At 71.9% G+C, this 15,407-nt stretch carries 11 protein-coding genes and 7 pseudogenes; 7 read left to right on the top strand and 11 right to left on the bottom strand.

The window, feature by feature from the left end; all coding sequences use genetic code 11:
- Positions 1-203 precede the first annotated feature (203 nt).
- Positions 204-329 (bottom strand): annotated as a pseudogene (locus tag DEJ15_RS18060) (general stress protein); the annotation flags it as partial.
- Positions 330-526: 197 nt separating this feature from the next.
- Here DEJ15_RS18060 and DEJ15_RS06620 point away from each other — a divergent pair.
- The 3 genes and pseudogenes from DEJ15_RS06620 to DEJ15_RS06610 all read left to right on the top strand — a co-directional run bounded on the left by DEJ15_RS06620 (position 527) and on the right by DEJ15_RS06610 (position 3,573).
- Positions 527-1,859: pseudogene (locus DEJ15_RS06620) on the top strand (magnesium transporter MgtE N-terminal domain-containing protein).
- 46 nt (positions 1,860-1,905) lie between these two features.
- A complete protein-coding gene (locus DEJ15_RS06615; RefSeq protein WP_110823991.1) occupies positions 1,906-2,418 on the top strand; it encodes a DUF1003 domain-containing protein in 513 nt (170 codons plus the stop codon).
- A pseudogene (locus tag DEJ15_RS06610) lies at positions 2,411-3,573 on the top strand (Mrp/NBP35 family ATP-binding protein). The gene DEJ15_RS06615 and the pseudogene DEJ15_RS06610 overlap by 8 nt, the downstream one beginning before the upstream one ends.
- Positions 3,574-3,595: 22 nt before the next feature.
- Here DEJ15_RS06610 and DEJ15_RS06605 read toward each other — a convergent pair.
- Complete coding sequence (locus DEJ15_RS06605) at positions 3,596-3,973, bottom strand: twin-arginine translocase TatA/TatE family subunit (RefSeq protein WP_110823688.1); 378 nt, start codon at positions 3,971-3,973, stop codon at positions 3,596-3,598.
- Positions 3,974-4,036: 63 nt separating this feature from the next.
- Here DEJ15_RS06605 and DEJ15_RS06600 point away from each other — a divergent pair, with 63 nt between their 5' ends.
- Positions 4,037-4,669 (top strand): O-methyltransferase, encoded by a 633-nt coding sequence (locus DEJ15_RS06600; RefSeq protein WP_110823687.1) that lies wholly within the window; start codon positions 4,037-4,039, stop codon positions 4,667-4,669.
- Positions 4,670-4,914: 245 nt separating this feature from the next.
- Here the strand turns inward: DEJ15_RS06600 and DEJ15_RS06595 are convergent, their stop codons facing one another.
- Both DEJ15_RS06595 and DEJ15_RS06590 read right to left on the bottom strand, forming a co-directional pair.
- Positions 4,915-5,085, bottom strand: coding sequence for a DUF3117 domain-containing protein (locus DEJ15_RS06595; RefSeq protein ID WP_017887054.1), 171 nt, complete (start codon positions 5,083-5,085; stop codon positions 4,915-4,917).
- A 99-nt stretch (positions 5,086-5,184) separates the two neighbouring features.
- Positions 5,185-5,859, bottom strand: a complete 675-nt coding sequence (locus tag DEJ15_RS06590; protein WP_284175934.1) for a hypothetical protein — start codon at positions 5,857-5,859, stop codon at positions 5,185-5,187.
- Positions 5,860-6,101: 242 nt separating this feature from the next.
- Between DEJ15_RS06590 and DEJ15_RS06585 the strand changes: the two genes are divergently transcribed.
- Positions 6,102-6,332 (top strand): hypothetical protein, encoded by a 231-nt coding sequence (locus DEJ15_RS06585; RefSeq protein WP_284175932.1) that lies wholly within the window; start codon positions 6,102-6,104, stop codon positions 6,330-6,332.
- 106 nt (positions 6,333-6,438) lie between these two features.
- On the opposite strand, the gene dapE is transcribed toward DEJ15_RS06585, so the two are convergent.
- Entirely contained in the window at positions 6,439-7,521 is a 1,083-nt protein-coding gene (gene dapE / locus DEJ15_RS06580) for a succinyl-diaminopimelate desuccinylase (protein WP_110823686.1), read from the bottom strand.
- 132 nt (positions 7,522-7,653) lie between these two features.
- Between dapE and dapD the strand changes: the two are divergent.
- Both dapD and DEJ15_RS06570 read left to right on the top strand, forming a co-directional pair.
- A pseudogene (dapD, locus tag DEJ15_RS06575) lies at positions 7,654-8,629 on the top strand (2,3,4,5-tetrahydropyridine-2,6-dicarboxylate N-succinyltransferase).
- A 224-nt stretch (positions 8,630-8,853) separates the two neighbouring features.
- Entirely contained in the window at positions 8,854-10,698 is a 1,845-nt protein-coding gene (locus DEJ15_RS06570) for a M60 family metallopeptidase (RefSeq protein WP_181419405.1), read from the top strand.
- Positions 10,699-10,788: 90 nt separating this feature from the next.
- Here the strand turns inward: DEJ15_RS06570 and DEJ15_RS06565 are convergent.
- The 6 genes and pseudogenes from DEJ15_RS06565 to DEJ15_RS06545 all read right to left on the bottom strand — a co-directional run bounded on the left by DEJ15_RS06565 (position 10,789) and on the right by DEJ15_RS06545 (position 15,267).
- Positions 10,789-12,051 (bottom strand): annotated as a pseudogene (locus DEJ15_RS06565) (citrate synthase).
- Between the two features lie 217 nt (positions 12,052-12,268).
- A pseudogene (gene dapC / locus DEJ15_RS06560) lies at positions 12,269-13,363 on the bottom strand (succinyldiaminopimelate transaminase); the annotation flags it as partial.
- 30 nt (positions 13,364-13,393) lie between these two features.
- Complete coding sequence (gene fdxA / locus DEJ15_RS06555) at positions 13,394-13,708, bottom strand: ferredoxin (RefSeq protein ID WP_110823681.1); 315 nt, start codon at positions 13,706-13,708, stop codon at positions 13,394-13,396.
- 38 nt (positions 13,709-13,746) lie between these two features.
- Positions 13,747-14,817, bottom strand: coding sequence for a PIG-L family deacetylase (locus DEJ15_RS06550; RefSeq protein WP_284175930.1), 1,071 nt, complete (start codon positions 14,815-14,817; stop codon positions 13,747-13,749).
- Between the two features lie 46 nt (positions 14,818-14,863).
- Positions 14,864-14,974 (bottom strand): annotated as a pseudogene (locus tag DEJ15_RS18055) (hypothetical protein); the annotation flags it as partial.
- A gap of 59 nt (positions 14,975-15,033) precedes the next feature.
- Positions 15,034-15,267: a hypothetical protein gene (locus DEJ15_RS06545; RefSeq protein ID WP_284175928.1), complete on the bottom strand. Its 234-nt coding sequence runs from the start codon at positions 15,265-15,267 to the stop codon at positions 15,034-15,036.
- Between the last annotated feature and the right edge of the window lie 140 nt (positions 15,268-15,407).

The following is a 15,407-nucleotide window of genomic DNA, read 5'->3' as shown; positions in this document are numbered from 1 at the left end:
ACGACGATCTGGTACGTGGTGGCGAGCACCTGGTGGATGCTCGTGAAGTCCCGCTGTCGCTTGGTGATCGCGAACGAGACGATGCCGTAGAGCATGCCGAACCCGGCACCGATGACGGCGGCGGGGAGGAAGAGCCCGCCGGCCTGCGGCGAGAAGAGCGTCAGCACGATGCCGAAGAAGAACCCGAGCCAGAGCCCGGACAGGGCGCCCGCGAGTGCTGCTCGTCCGTAGGTCATCTTGCCGGTCACGCGCTCGACGGTCTTGAGGTCGTTGCCGACGATGGACAGCTTCGCGACCGGGAAGTCCGACTCCGCGAGCTTCGCGACCACGCGCTGTGCTTCGGGGTAGCTGTCGTAGGTGCCGAGGACGTCACCGCGCGGCAGGGTGGGGAACGCCTGTGCCGTGCGGCCGCCGAAGGGGCTCTGAGTACTCACCCAGTCATCATCCACCGGAGTCCTTGCGATCACACGAGAACCACCAGGGAAGGGGCGGCGAGCACGCCCGGGCGAGCGACTACGCTGGACGGGTGAGCGCCTCGAAGGTCTTCGTCGCCCGCCTCGCCGGGTGCTCCGTCTTCGACCCCGCGGGCGACCGTGTCGGCAGGGTGCGTGACGTCCTCGTCGTGTACCGCCGCGTCGACGCCCCACAGGTCGTCGGGTTGATCGTCGAGGTCCCCGGCAAGCGCCGCATCTTCGTCAGCATCGGCCGGATCACCTCGATCGGCGCCGGGCAGGTCATCACGACCGGGCTCGTCAACATGCGCCGCTTCGAGCAGCGCGGTGGTGAGGTCCGGGTGATCGCGGAGATCCTCGGCCGCAAGGTCCTCATCAAGAAGGAGCAGATCCGGGCGACGATCGAGGACGTGGCGATCGAGGACCACGGGCAGGGCGACTGGTCGATCGCGCAGCTCTTCCTCCGCAAGCCGAAGACCACGCCGTCGCCGTTCGGCAAGGGCCCGACGACGTTCGCGACCTGGAACGAGGTCACCGAGGACGAGCTCCCCGGCGAGTCCCAGTCCGCCGAGCACGTCATCGCCGCCTACTCCGACCTGGTGCCCGCCGACCTGGCGTCGACCCTGCTCGACCTGCCGTCCGAGCGCCGGTTCGAGGTCGCCGAGGAGCTGCCGGACAACCGCCTCGCGGACGTGCTCGAGGAGATGCCGGACCAGGAGCGGATCGAGATCCTGTCCGCGCTCCGCGACGCCCGTGCCGCCGACGTCCTCGACCAGATGCAGCCGGACGACGCGGCCGACCTCCTCGCCCAGCTGCCCGACGAGCGCAGCGAAGCCCTCCTCGAGCTCATGGAGCCGGAGGAGGCGCAGGACGTCCGCATGCTGCTCGAGTACGAGCCGGACACCGCCGGTGGTCTCATGACGACCGAGCCGGTGATCCTGTCCGCGGACTCGACCGTGGCCGAGGGCCTGGCCCTGGTCCGTCGGCACGAGCTCGCCCCGGTGCTCGGCGCCGCGGTGTGCGTCACGCTCCCGCCGTACGAGCCCCCCGACCGGACGGTTCCTCGGGCTCGTGCACTTCCAGCGCATGCTCCGGTACCCGCCGAACGAACGCCTCGGCACCCTCATCGACCAGCAGACCGAGCCGGTGGAGGTCGACGCGAGCGCGGCCGAGGTCACACGGGTGATGGCGACCTACAACCTCCTGTCCGTCCCCGTGGTCGACGACGCCCACCGACTCGTCGGGGTGGTGACCATCGACGACGTCCTCGACCACGTCCTCCCGGACGACTGGCGGAGTCAGGACGCGGCCGACGCCAACCCCGGCGCCGCGTCGCGACCACGGACCCGCACCCGCCGCACGGCGATCCCCTCGGGAAGGAGGACGAATCGTGGCACGCCCAGATGAGAACCGCCGGGAGCGGCCCGAGGAACGCCTCGACTCCCCGAAGGGCATGCGCACGCGCGTCCTGCCCACCCGCCGACGCGGACGCGGCGACGCGTTCGGTCGCGCCACCGAGGGCATCGCCCGTGCGATGGGCACGCCCTGGTTCCTGATCGGGCTGACCCTGTTCTGCGTGCTCTGGATGGGGTGGAACACGCTGTCGCCGAAGTCGTGGCAGTTCGACTCGGCGGCGATCGGCTTCACCGCGCTGACCCTGGTGCTGTCGCTGCAGGCCTCGTACGCGGCGCCGCTCATCCTGCTCGCGCAGAACCGGCAGGACGACCGGGACCGCGTGCAGTTCGAGCAGGACCGGCAGCGGGCGGAGCGCAACCTCGCGGACACCGAGTACCTCGCCCGCGAGGTCGTCGCCCTCCGCCTGGCGATGCGGGACATGGCGTCGAAGGACTTCATCCGCGCCGAGCTCCGCTCCCTGCTCGAGGAACTGGACCGCCGCGACGGTGACCCCGAGGACCTCGACGACCTGGACGACCGCGGCCACGAGCGTTCGGTGACGCGTGGCTGACGGCACCACCGCGCAGGACCAGCTCGGCGCCGCGGTCCTCGCTGCGCTCGGCCGTGTCCTCGACCCCGAGATCCGCCGGCCCGTCACCGAACTCGACATGATCCGGGGCGTCGACGTCCGGCCGGGAGGCTCGGTGCGCGTCGACCTGCAGCTCACGATCGTCGGGTGCCCGGCCGCCGACACCATCGAGCGGGACGTCCGCGCCGCCGCCGGTTCCGTGGCGGGGGTCGCGGCGGTCGACGTCGACGTGTCCGTGATGGACCCCGCCGTGCGTCGCGCCCTCACGGAGCGGCTGCGCGAGGGTCGTCCCCAGGGCGTCCAGTTCACCCCGGACTCGTTGACCCGCGTCATCGCGGTGACGAGCGGCAAGGGCGGCGTCGGCAAGTCCACCGTGACGGCGAACCTGGCGGCGGCGCTCGCGCGTCGGGGGCAGCGGGTCGGCATCGTCGACGTCGACGTGCACGGCTTCAGCATCCCGGGGCTCATGGGCCTCACGGACGAGCACGGCGTCGCCCCGCGGCCGACCCGCGTCGACAGCATGATCCTGCCGCCGGTCGCCCACGAGGTGAAGGTCGTCTCGATCGGCATGTTCGTCGACGACGTCTCCACCGCGGTCTCCTGGCGCGGGCCGATGCTGCACCGGACGGTGAACCAGTTCCTGTCCGACGTGTGGTTCGGCGACCTCGACGTGCTCCTGCTCGACATGCCGCCCGGCACCGGCGACGTGGCGATCTCCGTCGGCCAGCTGCTCCCCCCACGCCGAGGTGCTCGTCGTGACCACCCCGCAGGCGGCCGCGGCGGACGTCGCCGAGCGGAGCGGGATCGTCGCGCGGCAGACCGGGCAGAAGGTCATCGGCGTCGTCGAGAACATGGCGGGGCTCGTGCAGCCCGACGGCAGCGTGCTGCACCTGTTCGGCGAGGGCGGCGGCGACGAGACCGCCCGACGACTCTCCCGCGGTCAGGACGCCCCCCGTGCCGGTGCTCGGCCGGGTCCCGCTCTCGGTGCCGCTGCGCGCCGGCGGCGATGCGGGCCTCCCGGTCGTCCTCGGTGACCCGTCGGACCCCGCGGCGGTCGCGCTCGACGCGGTGGCCGACCGGCTCACCGCGATGGGTCGGGGACTCGCCGGCCGGAAGCTCGGCCTGTCGCTGACCTGAGCGACGACGGACGAGGTCCGGGTCAGGTCGCTTCGACGTCGAACGGCGCGGGCTCGCCCGCAGCCAGTGGCACGACCGGCGCCGGTGCCCGCACCTTCGCGGCGGTGACGGTCGCCGCCGTCGCCGTCGCGGTCTCGGCCCCGGACGAGGGCGAGTCGAGCAGGGCGTCCCGGATGATCCGGCGCGGGTCGTACTGACGCGGGTCGAGCTTCTGCCAGTCCACGTCGTCGAAGTCGGGGCCCATCTCCTCACGCATCCGCTCCTTGGCGCTGTCCGCGAAGCGGCGGACGGCCTTCACGAACTCGGCGAGCTTCTGGGCGTACACGGGCAGCCGCTGCGGCCCGAGCAACAGCACGGCGATGATCCCGATGATCAGGATCTTGTCGAGCTGGATGTTCACGGGAGCGAGCCTAACGCGTGGACCCGGCGAGTCACCCGTAGAGTTGACCGACGAGGAGTGTGCGTGTCAGAGAAAGACTCGAACTGGAAGTTCGCGGAGGACATCGTCTCCGAACCCGATGGTGTCGCCCGTGCGCGTGAGCACTCCCTCGAGCTCGGGGTCGAACCGGTCTCCCCGGCGATCGGTGCGCAGATGAGCGTCATCGCCGCGGCGTCCCGGGCGACGAGCATCATCGAGATCGGGACGGGTCTCGGCGTGTCCGGGCTGTACCTGCTCGCGGGCGCGCCCGATGCCACGCTGACGACGATCGACGTCGAGATCGACCACCAGCAGTACGCCCGGGACGCGTTCATCGCCGCCGGCACCGCGCCCGGTCGGGTCCGGCTCATCCCGGGTCGTGCCGCCCAGGTGCTGCCGCGCATGAACGACGCCAGCTACGACGTCGTGCTCATCGACGCGGACCCGGAGCACGTCATCGAGTACGTCGAGCACGGCCTGCGCCTGGCGAAGACCGGCGGTACCGTGCTCGTCCCGCACGCCCTGTGGCGCGGCAAGGTCGCCGACCCGGTCAAGCGCGACCGGGCGACGACGGACTTCCGCCTGCTGCTCACCGAGGTCTCCACCTCCGGCGCCGTCCGCAGCGCCCTCTCCCCCGCGGGCGACGGGCTGCTGCAGATGACGAAGCTCACGGCCTGACGCGGTCGGCATCGCTCGGTCTGATCCGGTCAGTCGGGTCGGTCGTCGGCCGGGAGGCCAGCTCACTCCAGGTGCCGCAGGGACCGTCCCGGGTCCTGCAGGGTCGTGGTACCGCGTCTCGGGCCGGGCGCCGGGGCGTTGCCGGAGGCCCGCTCAGCGGCAGGCCCGGACGCACGGAAGGCCCGGATGCACGGAAGGCCCGGGACGTACGCGTCCCGGGCCTTCCGTGGTGGTGCGTCGACGTACTAGGCCGAGACGACCTCTGCCAGTGCGTCGTGGAGTTCCTTGGCCTCGGCGTCGTTGACCGAGACCACCAGGCGGCCTCCACCCTCGAGCGGAACCCGCACGATGATGAGTCGACCCTCCTTGACAGCCTCCATCGGCCCGTCGCCGGTCCTCGGCTTCATCGCTGCCATCAGATGTCCCCTTTCGTGCAGTACGAACAGGGGCCATTATCCCGTAGACAGGCGCGACTGCGAAACCGCCCCGGTCGGGGGGTGCTCCGAGCGGACGGGTCAGGGCGTCACGGTGGGGTCCAGTCGTACCCGTCGACCCACCAGCAGAAGTACAGCCAGGTCCACTGCAGCACGACCGCGAGGACCACGAGTGCGACCCGGTAGACCCGCGACCGTGGCAGTGCGACGACGCCGAGCAGGGGTGCGATCGGGAGCAGGATGCGCCACGTGCTCGACTGCGGGAAGAACACCGCGAGCAGGTACACGAGGTACGCGACACCCCAGAGCCGCAGCTCGAGGCCGATGCGCCGGGCGGCGGGCTGGAAGACGACGGCGGCGAACCCCAGGAGCACCGCGACCAACAGGATCGCCCCCCGCCGGCTGGTGGAACCACCACCCGAAGCCCTGCACCCACGGGGTGAACGGGACGAGCTCGCCCCAGCCGATGTACGACGACCGCCAGGCGAGCTCGGTGTCGGTGTAGGCCCTCGGGACACCGGTGACCGCCCAGGCGACCGCGGGCCAGGCGAGCCCGACGAGTCCGGAGACCACCGCGACCGTGGCCGGTGCGACCGCGGTGCGGGGGGTCAGTCGCTCCGGCATCCGCAGCCACGCCGGCCGGAGGACCCCGACGAGCACGAACAGGACCATGAGGAGCGCGAAGGCGAGCCCGGTCGGCCGGGTCATCCCGAGCAGCAGGACGGCGGGCAGCATCGCCCAGAACCGCCGTTGCACCAGGAGCAGCAGGGCGACGAGCAGCAGCAGGACCCCCCATCGCCTCGGCGTAGGCGACCTGGAACACGACGGAGACCGGCGCGACGCAGAACAGCACGGTGGCGAAGGTCGCGCGGGTCGGGTCGAGGAACCGGCCCATCAGCCGGCGGAACACCAGCGCGGCGCCCCAGCCGGAGAGCAGGGAGACCCACACGGCGACGAACTCGAAGGACGCTCCGGTCAGAGCCATCAGCGCCCGGACCGTGAACGGGTACGCGGGCATGAACGCCCACGCGTTCTCCGTCACGTGTCCCGCGGCGTCGACGGGCAGGGTCGACGGGTACCCGCTCGCGGCGATCACCCGGTACCAGGCGCCGTCCCAGATCGAGGCGAACGACAGGTACGTCGGGTTCTGCACGGTGAACGAGTTCGCCGCCTGGATCCGGGCGAAGCCGGACATCATCACCGTCGTCAGGACCCGCGAGAGGGTGTAGACGACCGTGATGCGCAGCCACCACGGGACGAGCCGCCACCGGACGACGACCCACGTCAGTGCCGCCCTCGACGCCCGCGGACGGGGCACGGCCGTGGAGGCGGTGGTCACGCCGTCAGCCACCGCCGCAGTCCGTCCTCGACGGCCGTGACCTGGGCGACGGGGACCTGCTCGTCGTCGTGGTGTGCGAAGACGGGCTCACCGGGGCCGTAGTTGACCGCGGGGACGCCGAGCGCGGAGAAGCGGGCGACGTCCGTCCAGCCGTACTTGGGGCGCGGGGCCGGTCCGCCGACGGCCGCGACGAACTGCTGGGCGAGCGGCGCGTCGAGACCCGGGCGGGCTCCCGCGGCGAGGTCGACGATCGTCACGTCGTACCCGTCGAAGAGCTCGCGGATGTGCGCGACGGCCTCGTCGGCGGAGCGGGACGGCGCGAAGCGGTAGTTGACGTGGACCATCGCCTCGTCCGGGATGACGTTGCCGGCGATCCCGCCCGAGATGCCCACGGCGTTGAGGCCCTCGCGGTACTCGAGCCCGTCGACCGTCACGGTCCGGGGCTCGTATGCCGCGAGGGTCGCGAGGATCGGGGCGGTCTTGTGGATGGCGTTGTCGCCGATCCAGCTCCGGGCGCTGTGCGAGCGCTTCCCGGAGGTGCGGATCTCGGCCCGGAGGTTGCCGTTGCAGCCGCCCTCGATCTGCGCTCCCGAGGGTTCGCCCAGGATCGCGAAGTCGCCGGCCAGGAGCTCGGGTCGGGTACGGGCCAGACGACCGAGGCCGTTCAGCGCGTCGCTGACCTCCTCGTGGTCGTAGAAGACCCAGGTGACGTCGACGTTCGGCGCGACGAGGTCCACCGCGAGCTTGAGCTGCACCGCGCAACCGGCCTTCATGTCGACCGTCCCGCGACCCCAGAGGATCTCGGTGCCGTCCTCGGTGGTGCGGAACTCGGTCGGCAGGTTGTCGTTGAGCGGCACGGTGTCGATGTGCCCCGCGATGACGACCCGGCGCTCCCGACCGAGGTCCGTCCGCGCCACGATCGCGTCCCCGTCGCGCACCACGTCGAGGTGCGCGAGCGGGGCGAGGGCGGCCTCGATCGCGTCGGCGAGCGCACCCTCGTTCCCGGACACCGATTCGATGTCGCAGATGGCGCGGGTGATGTCGATGGACGAGGCACTGAGGTCGAGCGGCTGCGGCATGCGGTCACCTTATCCGCCGGCCCTGTCGTCCCGCTGCCGCGGTCGCAGCCCGGCCGGGAGGCCCGTCCCGACCCCGCAACGTCCGTCCGGCCGGTCCGGGAGTCGGGTCCGGCGCCTCGGTACCCTGGTGCGGTGACCGACACGACCGACACGTCCGCCGACGCCCGCCCGACCTCTGCATGGGGCCACGGCCTCGCGACGATCGCCGCCGACGGCACCGTCCTCGACACCTGGTTCCCGGAGACGCACCTCGGTGAGCGGCCGGCCGACGCAGCGGTGCCGGCCGGTCTGCAGGCCGCCGCGGGCGAGGACCCGCGCCGCGAGGTCCGGCTCGAGGTCGTCACCGTCGACATCGTGATCGACGAGGCCCCGACGAGCACGCCCGACGCCTACCTCCGCCTCCACCTGCTCAGCCACCTGCACGTCCGGCCGAACGAGGTCTCCCTCGACGGCGTGTTCGGGCACCTGCCGATCGTCGCCTGGACCAACGCCGGCCCGGTGCACCCCGAGACGCTCACCCGCCTCCGGCCGACCCTGCAGCGCGCCGGCATCGCCGTGCACGCGATCGACAAGTTCCCCCCGGCTGGTGGACTACGTCGTCCCGGACCGGGTCCGCATCGGCGACGCCAACCGCGTGCGGCTCGGCGCACACCTCGCACCGGGCACGACCGTGATGCACGAGGGCTTCGTGAACTTCAACGCCGGGACCCTCGGCGAGGCGATGATCGAGGGCCGCGTCTCCCAGGGCGTCGTCGTCGGCGACGGCACGGACATCGGCGGTGGTGCCTCGATCATGGGCACGCTCTCCGGCGGCGGGACGCACCGTGTCCGCCTCGGTGCCCGTGCCCTGCTCGGTGCGAACGCCGGCCTCGGCATCTCGCTCGGCGACGACTCCGTCGTCGAGGCGGGGCTGTACGTCACGGCGGGCACGAAGGTCGTCCTGGTCGGGGCAGCTCCGGGCCCGGACGGCACGCCCCGGACCGTGAAGGCCGCCGAGCTGTCGGACGCGCCGAACGTCCTGTTCCGGCGCAACTCCGTCACGGGTGCGGTCGAGGCGCTGCAGCGGAAGGGCGAGGGGATCCAGCTCAACACGGCGCTGCACGCCTAGCGTGTGCTCGGCGGTCGGGCGTCGGCCGCGCACCGGGAAGCCGCATGAGCCCCGTCCGGACCGGTGACCGCGAGGAACCGTCCGTCTCCACCTGACGCGAGCGCGGGAGCGCGGTGCCGGTGTACGGGCCCGGCACCGCGCCTCCCGTCCTGGCAGACGCCTCGTTGCTGTTCTCGTATGTGGAATACTGGATGCTCCTTCGTCCCGACCCAGGAGTCACCACCATGCCGTTCCCCCGTGCCCGCGCCCGTACCACCCGGACGGGCATCTGCAGCCTCGTCCTGGCGTCGACGGCCCTCGGTCCCCTGCTCGTCCCGAGCGTCGCCTCGGCCGCAGCGACACCGACGGTCACCGGCAGCCTCCGCACCGCCGTCGTGAACGACGCGGTCGTCGACGCGACCTTCACCTTCCGCAACACCGGCACCGTGTCCGCACCCGTGACCGCCGCCTTCGACCTGGCACGCGGGATGGTCCACAACCGCCTCAGCGCACGTGTCTCCGTCACGATGACCGGCACGCGCGTGACGGTCACCGCTCCCGGCACGCTCGAGCCCGGTGCGTCACTGGAGGTCCCGCTGTACCTGCTCGACGGCAGCGGTGCTGTCCCGGAGCACTGCTCGGTGGGCACCGCACCGGTGGACGGGTGCTCGGCGCCGGAAGCCGGGGCACCCGCGCCGTCGCCGTCGCCGTCGCCGTCGCCCGGTGACGACACCGACGGGGAGCAGACCGGCCAGGGCTCCGACGGCGGTGCCGAGGCGGGCAGCGAGGCGGACCAGGGTGGCGACACCCCGGCGCCGTCGGCACCGGAGCGGACCGTCCCGACCGTGACGTCCGGGCACAGTGACGTCCCCGTCCGCCCGGTCGGCTCGGCGGCTGACGCAGCCGCCACCGACGGCACGCAGTTCGTCCGTAGCGACCTCCGCCAGGCCGCGCGGTGGATCCGGAAGGGCCAGTCCTTCGTCGTCGAGGTCCCGGACACCGTGAGGCGCGCCGAGGTCGGCATCGGCCTGTACGGCCGCCACCGCGGCATCAACCACTGCCACGACGTCGGCATCTGGACGCAGTCGCTCGCGCCCGGTCAGAACATCATCACCGCTCCGCACGACGGTCTCGTCTCGGTCCTCGACCGCAGCACGACCGACAGCGGCACCGTGGTGGTCCGTGGCGGTGCCCCCGTCCCGACCTACGTCGCAGGTGCCACAGACCGCGCGTGGTTCGACACCCAGCTGACGAACTGGGACCGGTCGCCGTTCTTCCTGCTCATCGGCGAGCACGTCCAGGCCGACGTCCTCCGAGCCGACACGGAGGACCCGCAGGGTGACCAGAACGAGCAGCTCATCGCCGGCGACGACCTCGACACACGCATCGGTCGTTGGGACGAGATGATCGACGTCAACCACGAGGTCTGGGGCGTCCAGGACACCGGTCACCGCGTGCACATCGCCACGCCGTCCTTCGGCGAGCCCGGAGGCGAGTACATCGACAACCACCAGGGGTGGCTCGCGTTCCCGACCGACCATGCCAAGCCGCACCACCTGCTGGACGGTGAGGACTCCATGGTCGGCGACCGCCACCTGCGCCGCGCGTTCGGCCGGGTCTTCCAGCAGGACGTCGTGCGATGGACCGACCACCACGGCCAGGTCGACAGCCGGAGTTCGGAGGACCTCGCGAGCCTCGTGGTCGAGGAGCGACGCAACCACCGCAACTGGCTCGACTCCTGGCGGAGGAACGTCGAGGAGTTCCGCGAGCAGCCGGTCGAGCAGCGTGACTTCTGGAACGGGTCACTGAACCCCACGACGCGACACCTCGCGTTCGACCAGCTCCGCCGCGCCTACGGGGACGACTTCATCGCACGGGTCGCCGAGCGGACCCGAGGCCCGGTCCTGCCGGGCGCCCGACGAGAGGCACGGCTGGACTTCATCCTGGCGGCCGCGCACGTCGCCGGACACGACCTCACGCCGTTCTTCGAGCAGTGGGGCATCCCCGTCGAGGCGGATCTCCGACCACACCTCGCCGAGTACCCGGCGCTCGAGACGCCGATCTGGGACGACTTCGACGCGCTGCACTGAGGTCCGGCGGTCCTGCAGGCACGGGTGCCGCAGACGGACGGGAGGCGCGGTGCCGGCCGGCACCGCGCCTCCCGTCCGATGACGCGGGCGTCAGCGCTGCGGCAAGTCGCGCTCCGGGTACCCCACGTACAGCTGCTGCGGGCGGCCGATCTTGTTGAGCGGGTCGTTGTTCAGCTCGCGCCACTGGGCGATCCACCCGGGAAGCCGACCGATGGCGAACAGGACGGTGAACATCCGCGGCGGGAACCCCATCGCCTTGTAGATGATGCCGGTGTAGAAGTCGACGTTCGGGTACAGCTTGCGGCTGACGAAGTACTCGTCCTCGAGCGCGATCTGCTCGAGTTCCTTCGCGATGTCGAGCAGGTCGTCCTGCACGCCGAGCGCCTCGAGGACCTCGTCGGCGGACTCCTTGACGAGCTTCGCGCGGGGGGTCGTAGTTCTTGTACACGCGGTGTCCGAAGCCCATGAGCTTCACCCCGCGCTCCTTGTTCTTCACGCGCTCGACGAAACGGGTGACGGGCTCCCCCCGAGTCCTTGATCTGCTGGAGCATCTCGAGCACGGCCTCGTTCGCGCCGCCGTGCAGCGGACCGTAGAGCGCGTTGATGCCGGCGGAGATCGACGCGAACATGTTCGCCTTCGTCGACCCGACCAGGCGCACCGTCGCCGTCGAGGCGTTCTGCTCGTGGTCCTCGTGCAGGATGAGCAGCCGGTCGAGCGCCTTCGAGAGCACCGGGTCCGGCTGGTACGGCTCGGCCATGGTGCCGAAGTTGAGCCGGAGGAAGTTGTCGACGAACGACAGCGAGTTGTCCGGGTACAGGAAGGCCTGTCCGATCGCCTTCTTGTGCGCGTACGCGGCGATGACCGGCAGCTTCGCGAGGAGCCGGACGGTCTGCAGCTCGACCTTCTCGGGGTCGTCGACGTCCATGTCGTCCTCGTAGTACGTCGAGAGCGCGCTGACGGCGCTCGAGAGCACGGACATCGGGTGGGCCGAGTGCGGCAACGCGTCGAAGAGGCGGCGCAGGTCCTCGTGCAGCAGGGTGTGCCGGCGGATCCGGCTGTCGAACGCCTCGAGCTCGGTCGGCGACGGGAGCTCGCCGTAGATGAGGAGCCAGGCGACCTCGAGGAACGTGCAGTTCGACGCGACCTGGTCGATGGGGTACCCGCGGTAACGGAGGATCCCCTGGTCGCCGTCGATGTACGTGATCGCGCTCTTCGTCGAGCCGGTGTTGACGAAGCCGTAGTCGAGGGTGTTCAGCCCGGTCTGCTTCTTCAGCGAGGAGATGTCGATCGTGGACGCGCCGTCGACGCTCTGCAGGATCGGGAACTCCGCCTGACCCCCCCGGGTACGACAGCGTGGCCGTCTCGGTCGCCTGCTCGGCACCGGGGCTCACCGGGATGGGCGTCGTGGGCGGTGTGGCCGTCTTCTGAGCGTCGTTGGCAGTGTCAGTCACGCTGGACAGCCTAACGGCGGCGACTGTCGATCGGGTACAGCCCGGGGACGGTCGGTTGGTGTGCAACCACGGTTGCGCGGACGCTCCGCCCGTGGGCCGATCCCGGCCGGGAGGCCCGTCAGCCGCCCGCCATGCGACCCGCGCTGGCGAGGCGCTGGGCAGCGGCGGCGATGCGGTCGTCCGTCGCCGTCAGGGCGACGCGGACGTGACGAGCACCGGCGGCGCCGTAGAACGTGCCGGGCGCGACGAGGATGCCGCGGTCGGCCAGCCACGCGACGGTGTCCAGGGCGGGCTCGTCCCGCGTGGCCCAGAGGTAGAGTCCGGCACCGCTGGCGTCGATGCGGAACCCCGCCCGCTCGAATGCCGTCCGGAGCACGTTCCGCCGGGTGCGGTAGCGGGCCTTCTGTTGCTGCACGTGCGTCTCGTCCTCGAGTGCGACGACCATCGCCTGCTGCACGGGCAGCGGCGGCATCATGCCGGTGTGCTTGCGGATCGCGAGGACGTCGGCGAGCAGTGCGGCATCCCCGGCGACGAAGGCTGCGCGGTACCCGGCGAGGTTCGACTGCTTGGAGAGGGAGTACACGCTGAGGACGCCGTCCAACGAGTCACCGACCACGCGCGGGTCGAGGATCGTCGGGGTGGGTCCGGTGTCGTACGGGGCGTCCCAGCCGAGTTCGGCGTAGCACTCGTCGCCGACGATGACGGCGCCGAGCTCCCGCGCGCGGGCGACGGCGGCGCGGAGCTGCTCGATCGAGAGCACCCGCCCGTCCGGGTTGCCCGGGGAGTTCAGCCAGACGAGCTTCGTGCTGGTCGGCCACGATGCCGGGTCGTCGGCGGCCATGGCGTCGGCGCGGACGAGTGCGGCGCCGAGCTCGTAGGTCGGGTAGGCGGCCTCGGGGAAGACGACCGTGTCACCCGGTCCGAGTCCCATCCAGAGCGCGAGCCCGGCGATGAACTCCTTCGACCCGATGGTCGGCAGGACGTGGTCGGCGGTGAGCCGGACGCCCTGGCGACGGCCGTACCAGGCCGCGATCGCCTCGCGGAGCGCGGGCGTGCCGGCGACCTGCGGGTAGGCGTGGGCGTCGGTCGCGTCGGCCAGTGCGCGACGGACGACCTCGGGCGTGGGGTCGACCGGCGACCCGACACTGAGGTCGACGATGCCGCCCTCGTACGCCGTCGCCCGCTGCTTGTACGGGGCGAGCTGGTCCCAGGGGGAAGTCGGGGAGGTCGAGCGCCACGGGTGTCAGGCCCGGGGCTGTGCCATGACGACCGGGTGGTCCTTGTGGATCACGCCGACCTTGGCCGCTCCGCCGGGCGAGCCGATCTCGGAGAAGAACTCGACGTTGGCCTTGTAGTAGTCGGCCCACTCCTCGGGGAGGTCGTCCTCGTAGTAGATGGCCTCGACCGGGCAGACCGGCTCACACGCACCGCAGTCGACGCATTCGTCCGGGTGGATGTAGAGCGACCGGTCACCCTCGTAGATGCAGTCCACGGGGCATTCGTCGATGCACGCGCGGTCCTTCACGTCGACACAGGGCTGAGCGATCACGTAGGTCACGAGCGGGTGCTCCCTTCCGGGGTTGAGCGACTGCGAGTCTACCCGTGCGGTGCTGCGACCTCGGACCGGTCGGCCTGCCGTGCCGGGTCTGCGCGCAGCCCGGAGAGGTCGGGCCAGGCGAGCACGAGCATCGCGACGACGGCGGGGCCGAAGGTCCAGACGTACCCGGCGGCGTTCGCGAGGACGAGGGGCGAACTCGTCCCGGCGACGGCGACGAGCACCTGGGTGGCGAGGATGACCCCGACCCCGACGGCCGCGACGAGCAGCCGCGACCGGTACAGCAGGCGGACGCCGACGACCACGCCGATGACGATCAGCATCGTGAGGACCATGCCGATCGGTGCTGCGCTCCACGACCCGATGGGAACGGTCTGCTGGTGGGTGACGGTGCCGAGGCCGCCGACGATCAGGCCGACGGCCGCGGCGACCACGAGTGCGGCGGCTCGGCCCGGGCCCGACATCTCGGCGAACGACTGCGGCGCGGTCGGGACCGGGGGCACGTCGTGCCGGAAGCCCTCCAGCGCGGGCACGGCCTGCCGGGCGCCGTGCGGCAGGACGTACGACAGCGCACCGGGGTCGCGCGGATCGGCGGCGTCCACGGTGAGCTGGCTGCGGTACTGCTCGAGCGCTGCCCGGACCTTGCCGCGGACCGGGAGGACGTCGACCGTGACGTCGGCGCGGCCGGAGTCCGCGTCGACGATCATCGAGAACGCGACCTCCTCGGCGCGCGCGGCGTACCGGGCGGCGGCGTGGACGCGGACGTGGTCGGGGTGTCCGTACCCACCGTCGTCGTCGTAGGTGACAACGGCGTCGGCACCGGTCGACCGGATCGCCGCACGGACGTCGTCGACCACCTCGCCCAGGTCGGCGCGCGTCAGGGAGTCCTCCGGTGCGTCGCCGGCCGCGGTCGCGCGGCCGTCCGGCCCCCACTGCATGCCCGAGTCGGTGTAGCGGCGTGTCGGGAGATCGGTCGGCCGGGCACCGGGGCCGCCGAGCCACAGGTGGGCCGGGCCGCCGAGGGCTGCGAGGGCCGCCGCGATCTCGGTCTCGCGGTGCGCGGCGACGCGTGGGCCGTCGCCGGCGAGCGGTGCGAGCTCGGCCGTGAGCATCTCGCCGCGCTCCCCCCCGGGTGGCGGTCAGCACGGTCACGTGTGCGCCGAGCTCGAGCAGGGTCGCGATGGTCCCGCCGGACGACAGGGTCTCGTCGTCGGGGTGCGCGTGGACGAAGAGGACGCGTTCAGGGCGCGTGGCCGGTGCCGTGGACATCGCCTGCAAGCGTACGGGAAGGGCTCCGGGCGCCGCGCGTCGGCGGACCGCCCCGGGCGTCAGCGCGAGGTGACGATGTAGGTGGCGGTGGCGCCGCCGTCGGCCGCGGAGAACGTCAGGACGACGCGGTGGTCGTCGCTCCGGAACAACCCGAACGCGCTCGAGCTGTCGGCCCGCTCGGCCGACTCGGTGAAGCCGGCGTCGGCGAGCTGCTGCGCCGCCGTGCTGAAGTCCCCCCACCGACGCGGTGCGGACCTGCACGACCCAGCCCGAGCCTCCCGGGCCGGCCCCACCGCCGAGCACGGTGCCGTCGACGAGCGGGACGGACGAGGACGGGAACCCGTCGGGGACCTGGCCGTCGCTCGTCACGTGCGTCCCGCGCAGGGCCGTGTCGAGCGCTCCGTCGATCCCGCCCGCCACGTCGGCCATGCCG

Source organism: Curtobacterium sp. MCJR17_043, from assembly GCF_003224315.2.
GTDB lineage: Bacteria > Actinomycetota > Actinomycetes > Actinomycetales > Microbacteriaceae > Curtobacterium.
Note: the sequence above shows the minus strand (reverse complement) of the source record. Positions and strands in the feature narration are given on the sequence as shown.